This window comes from Mesorhizobium kowhaii, from assembly GCF_003253745.1.
Taxonomy (GTDB): Bacteria; Pseudomonadota; Alphaproteobacteria; order Rhizobiales; family Rhizobiaceae; genus Mesorhizobium; species Mesorhizobium kowhaii.
Genome location: NZ_MZXV01000013.1, coordinates 134,151 through 146,330 on the forward strand (window position 1 = coordinate 134,151; position 12,180 = coordinate 146,330).

The window sequence follows — 12,180 nt, forward strand, 5'->3', positions numbered from 1 at the left end:
CTATTGGACCGTCATCTGCTTTCGCCATTCCCAAGGCCTTTCGAACGACCCGGCCCACATGCCGCGTTTTGCTGCCCTAGCTTCATTTTGAGCCCGGACATAGAACCCGTCGCTGTATTTCGGCCAGTCAACCGCGTAGCCCTTCCGAACCATCCAATCGCCAATATCGACGCCGCCAGCAGTGCAGACGGCCACCATGCGCCTAAACTGATCGCGGTCGACCTCAATGCACGAAGTCGGACGATGAGCTTTTAGAAAATCCGCAAGGGCGAGGGACGCCTTTTGCCCGCAACGGTAGTTCTTTCTGCCCGCGTCCAGGCAGAGTTGAGCACTTTCGGGCGCGTCGATACCATTGAGGCGAATTCGCTGCCCATGGATCTCGATCGTGTCGCCGTCAACGACAGACGGAACGCCAACCATCGGTTTAGCCGTGGCTGGCTGGGCGACAACGAGTAGGGCGGCGGACAAGAGCATCAATGCCGCGTGTCGAAGGATAACCTGTAGGTCCACCCGCAACATGTTCGCAATGCGATTGGCGGCGCTTTCAAGCTCTTCGGTGACGGATGTTCGAGTCACTGTCGGTCATGGCTCCGTTCTCTGCGCAGTTTTCGGGCCGGTGCCAATTCAACTGCGGGTGGCTTTAACGCCCGACGCCACGCCCTTGAAGGGAGACGATGATGTCACGGTGTCGAGCATGGCGCACATCTTGTTCGGACCGTCAAAATTGAAGCCTAGACATCTCTGATCAGCGGCGCAGGCCACTACGCAGTCGGCATAGTTGCTCCGTACATTCGCGTAAGCGCCCCCAACGACTACTGTGTCCTTGGCAAAAACGAGGCTAGAATACTGGAGATTCGCCTTGATGGCTCCCTTCGCCGCCATCACTGCATCGGGACTCCTAACCAGAATCGACCCATTATTTTTCATGAAACAGGCGGCGTGCTTCTTATCGTAGGTGAGTGCCAAGCAGCGGCGATCTGCTTCGCATTGGGCCTGACACTGTTCAAGTGAAACATTCCAAGCGGGCATGCCCGGCAGATCGTTTCCCATCGCGTCCCATCCGTCCTGCACAGACAGTTCTTCGGCCGCGGCGGCTGCTTCTTTCCGCTCAGGGCCCATGTCGAAATCGCCTGGCGCGAAACTGGCCTCGTCGAGCCAGATACAACGGCTGGCGAGTTCTCGTGCCGAATTGTCGTCAAGGCCCACCGATGCGAGTGTCTCGCTCGAAGACACCGGTGCCTGCGGCGTCGATGTAGGTGAGGGTCTGTTGACAAGGCTTACCTGAACCTCGACCCCGGTGTTTGCCAGCCTCCGCGTGTAGCACCAAGCTGTGTCCCAGGTTGGATTTTTCTCACTCTGAAAATGATGACCGGACTCGAGTTGCCAGGTGCTGCCAGCGTAGGTCACTTTGCGATTGGCGAACTTTACGAAATCGAACGTATCTGGATTGGCTGGGTCTGCGGGCGGCGGCGTCGGCTGCTCGATTGGCGGCGACTTCAGCTTGTCTGTCTTTCCCTCTTCGGCGATTGTTTCTTCACCCGGAATTCTGTCTTCTGATTTCTTCGTCTCTTTTGGTAGGTTCTCGTTCGGGTGGTTTTGGGCGACCGGCGGCTCCGGTTGGATCACCGTTGTGTCGCGATCAAAGACCAGCCATACACCCACACCGATCCCGACAGCAGCTATGGCGATGGCAGCGCCGCTAGCCATCCTTCGAAATGCATTGGCACGAGCAATCTTGTCGTGCGCAGCCGCTTCTGCCTGCAGAGTTGGAATTGCCGACCGTTTGATCTGCAGATCGATCGCTTGTTCGAGCAGCTTGGTGTTATGTCGTACGAGCACGTCTAGTACCCCGCTTCGCCCCCGTTGCCGGCTCGTCAAAATCTAATTGCAGGTCACCTTCCAGGGCTTTCTCTATGCGGTCGTGTTGCCCTTTTGCAGAAACCTTCACCAGATCGATTACCTCCGGGGGCAGTTCCCGATCCAATGCCCGGCGTAACGCTTCCGGGTCGTCGGTAAGGACGGGTACATAGAGGATCTCTTTGACGATCTTCTCGACTTCGACAGGAACCTCGACGCGCCTTTCGACTTCTCTGTCGAACGGCACCTGCACGGGTACTTTCCGAACACGGCGCCACCGCCAGCGGAGCAGCATTCTGCGTAGCAAACGCGAGAGTTTACTATCACGCTGAACTTCAGGCTGTGCGCCGATGCGTTGCAGGGCCAGCGCGACCATCGCCGTGATCGGCCCCGCTAACGCGGCGATGAATGCAAGCGAGGCGAACCAGATCGTCGAAACCGTGCCGGCCTGAGGTTCTGTAACGTCTTCTGGCTTCACCCCATACCAGCGAGCTGCCAGCCTGCGGATCTGATCGTTGCGAGCAACCGGGAGGCGCTCTGTTTCCAGGCGGCTCAGTTCCGTCGCGATGGCCTCTTGCCGCTGCTGGTTCTTGGCGAGCGTCTCTGACTTGCGAGTGGCGGCTTCTTGAGCGGCCGCTAGCCCAGTACGTGCCTCGTCAAGTTTACGATCCCAATCGGCAGCGGTGCCGTCGTAGAGTTTCTCCAGATCGTTGCGCCTAGCCTCAAGGCGCTGTTTGTCTTGGGGGGTCATCGGAGGACTATCTTTTCGCAGCTTCTCATATTCCGCGCGGGCCGCGGCGACTGCGGGCTCCAATTCAGCCAATTTCGGCGCGAATTCGGCCTCTTTTTTGAGCCGCGGATTAGTCAGCTTGTTCAGCCCTTCTTCGTTGCGCTGCACTGATGCAAGGTCGCCCGTTTCGCGCGCGCTCTTGATGCGATCAACGTAGCTATCCCGCTGTCGCTCGAACTGCTCCACGGCGTCCTTGATCTCTCGATCGCGCCGTTCCACCAGTGCGCTTAGCGCTGCTTGTTTCTCCTCGAGAAATTCTTTGGCTCGCGCCGCCGCTGGTGAAAGGGTGGTTGCGGCCTGCAGCTCTTCGTCAACCTCTGTTATCCGTGCACGCAATTTGTCGCGCTCGGTGTCAGCCAATCCACCGAGCTGCTCCAGATCGCTTCGGGCTTTTGCCTCGTCGTCAGTGTTTCGCAAGCTTTCGGCTGCTGCCTTGAGATTTTCGAACTCTTGCTGGAGTCCTTTAGTTTGGTTGGCGAAATTCGCATATTGGACCTCGCGCATTGTGCTGGCTCGCTCCAATCCGAGAAGGACTGTCTCAAAAGTGATGCCGGCCAATACGAGTAGAAACACTAGGATAACAGGTTTCCAAAACCACGAGGCGCCGAACAGAAGCGTGGCGATTGGGATTTTCGTCAGCTCAGCAATCGCGATCATAAAGAACGGGGCACTTGCAAGGACAAGGTCCATTGAGTCCGCCGCCTCATTGGCAACAAAGCCGCGGTAACTCAGAGCGACGCCAGTTGTTAGACCGATGATCGCCGCAACGATTTCGAGTGCCCACGCACCGCGATACGTCCACTGGCCATAGCTCGCCAGTTTCTGGCTCATTGCCGTGTGCATATGCAATCCCCACCCTTTTCCCAGCCCATCTTGACATGCAACGCTGGCGATTGCAGCAAAATTTGCCGGTAGATACAGCGTAACTTGGAACAAGGTGAATAACCGGCGAGCCAGTGACAAAGATTTTGTTGTGTCTGCTAGACTGATTTATTTGGGATGGCGCCTTGTATCGGCAAGCGCTTCGTTACTCCAGCCAGCGGCTCAGGCGAACACGCCTGGTCCTCAGCCAGGACTGCCGCTTTTGAGGACGCGTGTTTTGATTGTTCGAAGCCGAGGCCAACGGCGGCGCCGGTGCGGCAGTCGCTGTCAGCCTCAGGACAGCGACGTTCTTGCCAAACTGCGCCTCGAGGTCGCGCCAGGTCGATTCCGGCCAGCGGTCGGCACCGATGATCCAGGCGGCGGCGCGGGCATAGACACGGCAGTCGAGGGCTTCGTTGCGTTCGCGAAGCTTCTGCCATTCCAGGCGCGAGAAGCCCCGCCTGGTGCGCACCGTGACCAACTGCTCAGCGACGAACTGCTTGCACCACTCGCTGTCTATCCAGGAGGGGAGATGGACAGTGCCTGCCGCGTGTCTGGCCCCGGCCTCCAGCTCCTCGTCCGTTGGTCTCGGCAGGCGAAGGAAGCGATAGGTCTCTGCCTTGAAGGTGGAGCCGGCGACGGTCCACAGCTTTGCGCCGCGCCGCAGGCGCTTGCCGTGTGACGTCGCATCGACAAAGGTGGGGCCGGTGACCGGGCTTGCCCGATTGAAGTTCTCGACACCCTTGACCGGAGCGACATGGACCGATCCCGCCCTGCGCGCCCAGGCATAGACGGCTGGCGCCTCGTAGCCGGTGTCGATCGCCAGCCGCAAGATCCGCATCGTGTTGCCGGACGCGCTCTGCCAGCTGCGGCCGAGGACCTGATCGAGCGCCCTCCAGCAGGCTTCGTCTCCCGGTCCGCCGTCCAGCACGACATGCTCGACCAGCCAGCTTTCCAGACCGCGGCCCCATGCCCAGACGTCAACCTCAATACGGTCCTTCTGGATGTCGGCGCCGGCGGTGAGGAACAGGCCACCGGCAGGAACGCTGCCCGCTTGCCATTGTTCGCGCCGGTCATGCAGGCGTTGCCAATCCGGCGCCTCGCCGGTCTCGACCCAGGTCTCGCCGAGGACGGTGTTGCGAAAGGCTTTGAGCGACTCGTCCGACCCCTGAGCCGCCTCGAAGGCGCGAGCGATCGCCTGCCATGAGAGCCAGCCGGCAGGAGAATAGAGAGCCGATAGGTGGAAGCCTGCTGTGGCAGGATCTGCAGCGATTGCGCTCGCACGCCATTCCCCCTCCTGCAGCATGGCGGTCTTGCTGTGCTCGCCGATTGGGGCCTCACAGGCCTCGCAGTGATAACAGGCCGTCTCGGGCCTGCCCTTGTCCCAGCGCAGCCGCTCGAACTTCAGCCACTGCATGACGCCGCATTTGGGGCAGGGGACATGATAGCGACGCTGGTCGGACGCCTCATACTCCCGCTCGATGCGCGACAGTCCGCGAATAGTCGGCGTCGAGGCCAGGAACACCTTCCTGCGATGCGAGAACGTCAGCGAGCGTGCCTCTGCAAGGGCGACAGGATCGCCCTCGTCGTCGGCGGAGGCAGGATAGGCGTCGACCTCGTCGAGGAAGATGTAGCGCGCTGGCGTCGAGCGCAGACCGACAGCCGAGTTCGCGCCGGTCATGATCAGGATGCCACCGTTGAACTCCTTCGACAGCATCGTGTTGCCGGCATCGCGCGAGCGGGCCGGCTTCACCCGGTCGCGCAGGGCAGGGCTCTCCTCGATCAGCGGATCGATGCGATGACGCGAGTTGCGCTTGGCAAGCTCGACGGTCGGCTGCACGGCCAGCATCGGTCCCGGTGCCTGATGGATGATGAAGCCGATCCAGTTGTTGCCGGCCTCCGTTGCACCGACCTGTGCCGCCTTCATGAACACGACCCGCTGCACAGGAGAGCCAGGTGACAAGGCGTCCATGATCTCGCGCATGTAGGGCGTGCGGCTGGTTCGGTAGCGGCCGGGCTCGGCCGAGGCTCTTGCCGCCAGCATCCGGTGCCGGTCGGCCCATCCCGATACCGTCATGAACGGGTCCGGACGCAGGCCCTCGCGCCAGGAGGACTTCAGCTCATCGACGCCTTCGAAGCGGAACAGGCTTTCTTCCAGAACCTCATCGGAAGTCAGTGCGGACATCGGCCAGCTCCCCCAGATGGGCTCTCACCTGGCTCTCCAGAAGTTGGTGCATGGTGGCTGTATCCACGCCCAGTTCGGCCGACAGGATCGCAGCGACGCGGCCGGGCCAGTTCACCCAGGCGTCGCGTTCCTCTCGCGCCAGCCGGAACAGCAGGGTCTTGGCGCGATCGAGCGAGACAAGTTCGCCTTTCAGTTTCTGAAGCTTCAGCCGGCGTTCCTGCGCCTTCAGCACCTCATTGGCTGTCTTTGCTTGCAGGAAGGTGGTCGATGCGCCGACGACAGGCGCCGATAGCCCCTGTTCGCGCAATGTCTCGCCAACAGCCGACAGCGCCTCCTCCGGTACGGCCTTCAGTTTGGGCCGGGGTGGGGAGCGCCTCTGCTTTGAAGGATCGGTCAGTGCTGCCCGGCGTGCATCGGACCCTGCTCGATCAATCGAGCCATCCTCAAACAGCACCAGCCGTCCGGCAATCCTGGCCTTCTGTATGGCGCCACGGGAGACCCCGGCATAGGCGGCATACTGGCGCTCGCTCATCCCCCGCATGGTGGCCTCTCTTGCTTATGCCCGCCAAAGAAGGTCAGGCCGCGGATCGGCCGGAATGAACATCGGCGACGTCGAGACCACTGGCTTCCAGAGCTGCTTTGCGCCCAGTGAAGTTCTGCCATCGATCCACCGCGACATCGCAGTAACGCGGATCGAGTTCCATGGCGAAGCACGAGCGGCCGGTGGTCTCGGCGGCAATGATGGTGGTGCCACTGCCGGAGAAGGGCTCGTACACTGACGAGCCGGTGGCGCTGTTGTTCAGCATCGGCCGCCGCATGCATTCGACTGGCTTCTGCGTGCCGTGAACCGTGGCGTCGTCCTCACCTTGGTCGCCGTTGCCGATCATCCAGATGGTGGACTGGTCGCGCGCCCCCTGCCAGTGTCCGGTCGCGCCCTCCCTGACCGCATACCAGCAGGGCTCATGCTGCCAGTGATAATGGCCACGGCTCAGCACCAGGCGAGGCTTGGCCCAGATGATCTGGGAGCGGATGCCGAAGCCGGAAGAAACCAGGCTGTCGGCTACCGTCGAGGCATGGACACCGGCATGCCAGACATAGGCCACATCACCGGGAAACAGCGACCAGGCCTCGCGCCAGTCCGCACGATCGTCATTGGCGACCTTGCCGGTGCGGCTGCTGGTCGAGACGCCAGCTTCTTTCCTCCAGGAAGGATCGTAGTTCACCCCGAAGGGTGGATCGGTCACCATGAGATGCGGCACCGCTCCCGAGAGCAGCCGTTCGACATCTGCCGCGACCGTGGCATCGCCGCACAGCAGCCGGTGCCTTCCGAGCACCCACAGATCGCCAAGGGAGGTGACCGGATCGACCGGCGGCTCGGGGATCTCATCTTCACCGGCAGGGCCTTCGGCTTCGTCGCCAAGCTCGCCCATCAGCCGGTCGAGTTCCGCCTCGTCGAGCCCAGTGAGGCTCAAGTCGAAGCCGTCGCCATTCAGCGCATGAAGCTCCTGAGAGAGCAGGGCATCATCCCACCCGCCCAGCTCCGTCAGCTTGTTGTCGGCAATACGGTAGGCACGCCGCTGCGCTTCGCTCAGATGATCGAGAATGATCACCGGCACCTCCGGCAGACCCAGTTCCCCGGCAGCTAGGATGCGGCCATGACCTGCGATCACCTCACCTTCGGCAGACACCAGGACCGGCACCGTCCAACCAAACTCCGCCATGCTTGCCGCGATCTTCGCCACCTGGTCCGGCGCATGCGTCTTGGCGTTCCCGGCATATGGCCTCAGCCGCTCGATCGGCCAGTGCTCGATGGCTTCCGGTGCGAACTGGACAGGCATGCTCTCTCCTCGAAGAGGATGTGGCTTCCGGACTCTGCTGCTGGACTCGGCGATGGATCTGTCGGTGGACCCATCTGGATCCGAACTGGACTCCGGGTCCAACCGGGATTCGGCGGCACTTTCAACTCTGTACGCTTGATCAAAGGCTTACGTGGACCTGGCTCTGGATTTGGACTCCGGGTGGCTTCCCAAAAAAATATGCCTGACGCTGGCGAACCTCAGCGCTGCGCCCTCCGGCATGGCTTCATCCCCCCGGAAGGACCCGTTGCGCCCCTCAGGTGTTGACCCGCTCTTGTCAATGATCAGAGCCTATCAGATACGCCAATCCCTTGGAATCATGACATTGTTTCGCGCCAGTTCCTTTGTTTGCGCAGGTCTTCGCTCGCAAATGCCAGGAAGGACGACCAGGGGGCTGATTGAGCCATCCGATCGCGGAGTATATCTAGTGAGGGAGGCAGCGAAGGTGTATCATAATGCTAGGCATTCAGGTCACTTGATGCCCAGCGTTCAGACCACAAGTGCAATGTTGAATGCAATGGCCGGCGCTCTGCATGTCATGGGCATTGACGTGCGGCGAGGTCTCTCGGGGCAGTCTGGCAAAACGCTCGAAACGGCTACCCGAACCTCTGTCGGTATCAGCTCAGGCTTCTAGCCTGGCGGGTACACTCGGCCACAGATCCGGGAGGACAACATGCTTCGTTCACTAAGCACCGTTTGTTTGGCCATCTTTCTGTCCGCGACATGCGCCTTGGCGCAGTCCAACAACCTGATAGAGCCGGACGCGGGAACCTGGAAGACGTGGGTGATCACGTCGGGTAAGGACTTCCGAGTCCCGCCCCCACCGGATAGTTCCGCCGCCGAGCTGAAGCAGCTCCGAGATATTATCGCAAACGCGTGCGCTACCTTCAGGCCCTTTGCATGGCCGTCACAAAGGTCGCGGACTGACCCAAGGCGTCTACAGACAGGAGGTCAGGAAAGCGCCAGCAGTAGCCGTTCGGACGTGCATTTCTGAACGACCGGGACTGGCCGAGAGCGGACCGGCAGCTTCGAGGATCGCATCTTAAGAAGCGGACTTTTCAGGCGTCCTGCGTGCATCGAGGTGAACTGGACCCATTCGAGACGTTTGCCTGCGATAACATGAAGGTCAGGAACTGGGCGCAACCCCGACGTTCGCGAATGCGAAGGTTTGAACATCTCGGTTATTGCCCGCAAATGTTTGAACGTCCGCCGACGTCCTAGGATCGGCCGTAGTCGGATTTGAAAGGGCAGGTTTTCGCTGCCGACTCCTGTTATCTCAGCGCCGCCGAGTGGCGGGGCTCGCGGCAACTACGCCACGGCGGCGTCGACGGAGAGCGCGGCACCTTCGGCCCAGGCGGCGGCGAAGGCGTCCTCGCCGAGAGCCTTCCGGGTATTGGTCACATCGCTGTCGTAACCGGCCATCTGGACCGGCCAGCGAGCCAGGCCCATCTGGTCCCGCAGCGTCGAGGCGGCGCCGAAGAGGCGGGCGGCTTCCGCACACCTGTCGTGTTGCACTGCCAGGCCGGCCAGCGCCTCGAGTGATTCTGCCACCCCGGGCCGCAGGCCGCTTGACGCCCGCATGCTCAGCGCATCGTGGTGGAGGCGCTCGGCCTCGTCCAACTCGCCGCGGCGGCGGGCGAGCTCGCCCAGGAGATAGGTGGCCTGCCCCCCCAGCCAGGGGTTGCTGATAGATGCGGCCTGGGCCTTGGCGTCGGCGAGGGCTTCCGCCGCCGCAGCTTCGTTGCCGAGTGCGAGGTGGGCGGCCCCGAGAGCGTTGAGGCCCTCGGAGACGTTCAGGGGCATCCCGAGGGGGCGCAACAAATCGACGAACCCGACGATCATGTCGACGGCATCTGCCGCAGCCCCCTGGCCGATCAGGAGGCGGGCTAGCGCCGGCACCCCCCATGGCGCCCCGAGGTAGTCACCAGTGGCGGCCACCCGCCCCAGGAAGGGCACCAGCCGGGACTGGGCGGCCTCGTAGCGGCCGGTCTGGGCCTCGATCTCGCCCAGCTGGGCGACCACAATCCCGGCGGTGGCGGCTCCGCCCAGTTCCTTGTCCTCCGCCAGGGCCAGCTCCATCTCCTGCTCTGCCAGAGCGAAATCGCCCCGGTGCATGGCCACCCAGCCCACGGTGGTGTGGTACCAGGCCATGAAGAACCGGTTACTCAGCGCCTCGGACACCGCCTTGAAATCGGCTAGCAACGGGGCGAGGCCGACGTAGTCCTCCTCGACCATCCTCGAAATGGTGGCGAACTTGAGCCCGTTGCACAGGGCCCAGTTGTCCTTTAGCTGGCGGCTGAGGGTGACGCTGTGCTCTATCGCCGCCCGACCCTGATCGACTTCGCCGCTCAGCCAAATGGCCACCACGCCGTTGGTGTTGAGGGCCCGGCACTTGGCCGCCTCGTCGCCGACCTCCTCCGCCATGGCCAGAGCCGCCGGGGCGTAGCGCCCTAAGGCTTCGAAGTCCCCACCGTACAGCGCCACATGGGCCGCGCCCCACAGGGCCCGGGCCCGCAAGGCCGAGGGGCCCTCGTCGTGGGTGAGCGCCCGTGCGAACCACCGTCCGCCGGCGGCGAGGTGGGAACGGAGTTCGAAGAACAGGGTGAGGGCGGTGACCAGGCGGAGGAAGGGCTGGTGGGCAGCGGTGGCCTCGCACCAGTCGGCGGCGGCGCTGAGGTTGTCCCACTCCCGCTGGAGCCGGTCGAGCCAGGCCAGGCCATCCGCCTTGACCAGCTCGGGCTCCGCCTGCTCCGCCAGGGCCAGGAAGTAGTCCCGATGCTGTTCCTGGATCGGGTCCGTCTCCCCTGACTCCGCCAAACGGGCTCGGGCGAAGAACTTGATGGTCTCCAGCAGCCAGTAGCGTCCGTCCGGGTCATCGACGTCGGCTTGAACAAGGGATTTGTCTACGAGGCGGGTGAGGAGGTCGAGGACCGCGTAGCGATCCACCACGTCGCCGGTGCACACGTGCTCGGCAGCGTCGAGGGTGAACCCACCGGCGAACACCGACAAGCGGCGCAGCATCGCTCGTTCGGCGTCGTCGAGGAGGTCGTGACTCCACGCCACGGAGGTCTCCAGCGTCTGCTGGTGGGGCAAGACGGTGCGGCTCCCGCCAGTGAGAAGGCGGAACCGGTCGTCGAGGGCGGCGGCGATGCGGGCCGGGGGCATCATGCGCACCCGGGCGGCGGCCAGCTCGATGGCCAGGGGCAGCCCGTCCAGACGCCGGCAGATCTGAGCTACCGCAGTGCCTTCGGAGCCCTCGACCTGAAACCCCGGACGTACCTGGGAGGCCCGTTCCGAGAACAACCGGGTGGCGGCGGCGTCATCGAGGGACGGCACCCGCCACGTCAACTCCCCGGGAACCCCCAACGGCTCGCGGCTGGTGACAAGGATCCGCAGCTTCGGCGCCGCCCCCAGCAATGCCTGGGCCAGCTGGGCGCAGGGTTCGAGGACGTGCTCGGCGTTGTCCAGTACGACCAGGGCGTCGGAGCCGGCCAGCTGCTCGCACAGCGTCTGGGTCGGCGGGCGGTCCTCCTCCTCGACGAACCCGAAGGTGCGAAGCACGGCGTAGGGCACGGCGTCGGGCGACGACACCGGTGCAAGCTCGACCCACCGCACCCCGTCCGGATGGCGTTCGGCGACATCGGCGGCGGCATGGACAGCCAGGCGCGTCTTGCCCGCGCCGCCGGCACCTGTGAGGGTCACGAGCCGGTCCGCTTCCAGAACCGTTCGCAGCTCGGCGAGCTCGGCGTCGCGGCCGACGAAGGACGTGAGCTGGGTCGGGAGGTTGTTGGCGAAGGCATTGAGGGAGCGCAGCGGCGGGAACTCGTCGGCCAGGTCGGGATGGCAGAGCTGCCAAACCCGCTCCGGAGCCCCGAGGTCCTTCAGGCGGTGCGAGCCGAGGTCACGCAGGTCGGCGTCGTCCGGAAGGCGGTCGGCGACCAGGTCGCGGGTGGCGCCGGAGAGAACGGTCTGGCCGCCGTGGGCGACCGCCCGCAGGCGGGCGCAGCGGATCACCGTCCGCCCCACGTAGTAGTCGTTGCCCCGCAGCTGGGCCTCACCGGTGTGCAAGGCGATCCGAATCCGCAGCACTTGGCCTCCGGGCCATTGCTCGTCACCAAAGGTGCGCTGCGCGTGGAGGGCGGCGGCGACCGCATCGGAGGGCTGAGCGAAGGCCCCCACCACGCTGTCGCCCTCGCCCTGCTCCACCGGCCGTACCCCGCCGTGGAGGGTGATGGCGGCATCGAGTAACTCGTAGTGACGGGCGATCGCCGCGCCCATCGTGTCTTCGTCGTCCTCCCACAGGCGGGTCGATCCCTCGACATCACTGAGGAGGAACGTGACGACCCCGGAGGGCAGGGGAGTGGAACTCGGGAACGTCGCAGGGCGAGCGGAGGGGCTGCCCGGGTGGCCGTCGATCTGTTCAGACATCTCGACTCCTTTCTCCTGAACGATCAGGCTGCCAAGGTTTCCTCTCGGCCTACCCGCATTGTACCCCAGCCGTGGGGTGCCGTCGCCGGGTAAACTGCCCTCATCGCTGGTCCCCTGAACGCCCGTCAGAGCGGTCATTTCTTGGGGCAGCACGTCGGCTGCGTTTCCATGAACCAAGACCGACTTGATCTCAGCCGAGATCG

At 63.4% G+C, this 12,180-nt stretch carries 7 protein-coding genes; all 7 read right to left on the reverse strand.

All coding sequences use genetic code 11. The features are described from left to right. Positions 1-576, reverse strand: coding sequence for a thermonuclease family protein (locus B5V02_RS03035; protein ID WP_245445653.1), 576 nt, complete (start codon positions 574-576; stop codon positions 1-3). 48 nt (positions 577-624) lie between these two features. Then, complete coding sequence (locus tag B5V02_RS03040) at positions 625-1,839, reverse strand: PAN domain-containing protein (RefSeq protein ID WP_111542774.1); 1,215 nt, start codon at positions 1,837-1,839, stop codon at positions 625-627. Then, on the reverse strand, positions 1,823-3,478 hold the full coding sequence (locus tag B5V02_RS03045; RefSeq protein ID WP_146606009.1) for an ABC transporter permease: 1,656 nt from the start codon (positions 3,476-3,478) through the stop codon (positions 1,823-1,825). Before B5V02_RS03045 ends, B5V02_RS03040 begins: the two co-directional genes overlap by 17 nt. Before the next feature lie 196 nt (positions 3,479-3,674). After that, on the reverse strand, positions 3,675-5,693 hold the full coding sequence (locus B5V02_RS03050; protein ID WP_111542776.1) for a phage terminase large subunit family protein: 2,019 nt from the start codon (positions 5,691-5,693) through the stop codon (positions 3,675-3,677). Continuing rightward, positions 5,671-6,234, reverse strand: a complete 564-nt coding sequence (locus B5V02_RS03055; RefSeq protein WP_111542777.1) for a hypothetical protein — start codon at positions 6,232-6,234, stop codon at positions 5,671-5,673. The genes B5V02_RS03050 and B5V02_RS03055 overlap by 23 nt, the downstream gene beginning before the upstream one ends. A gap of 34 nt (positions 6,235-6,268) precedes the next feature. Next, a complete protein-coding gene (locus B5V02_RS03060) occupies positions 6,269-7,531 on the reverse strand; it encodes a site-specific DNA-methyltransferase (RefSeq protein ID WP_111542778.1) in 1,263 nt (420 codons plus the stop codon). A 1,326-nt stretch (positions 7,532-8,857) separates the two neighbouring features. After that, complete coding sequence (locus B5V02_RS03070) at positions 8,858-11,977, reverse strand: ATP-binding protein (protein ID WP_167458354.1); 3,120 nt, start codon at positions 11,975-11,977, stop codon at positions 8,858-8,860. Positions 11,978-12,180 lie beyond the last annotated feature (203 nt).

Bases quoted from the DNA above. Each gene is read 5' to 3' on its own strand.
- B5V02_RS03055 (WP_111542777.1), bottom strand. From the start codon at position 6,234: ATGCGGGGGATGAGCGAGCGCCAGTATGCCGCCTATGCCGGGGTCTCC.
- B5V02_RS03045 (WP_146606009.1), bottom strand. From the start codon at position 3,478: ATGAGCCAGAAACTGGCGAGCTATGGCCAGTGGACGTATCGCGGTGCG.
- B5V02_RS03050 (WP_111542776.1), bottom strand. From the start codon at position 5,693: ATGTCCGCACTGACTTCCGATGAGGTTCTGGAAGAAAGCCTGTTCCGC.
- B5V02_RS03070 (WP_167458354.1), bottom strand. From the start codon at position 11,977: ATGTCTGAACAGATCGACGGCCACCCGGGCAGCCCCTCCGCTCGCCCT.
- B5V02_RS03060 (WP_111542778.1), bottom strand. From the start codon at position 7,531: ATGCCTGTCCAGTTCGCACCGGAAGCCATCGAGCACTGGCCGATCGAG.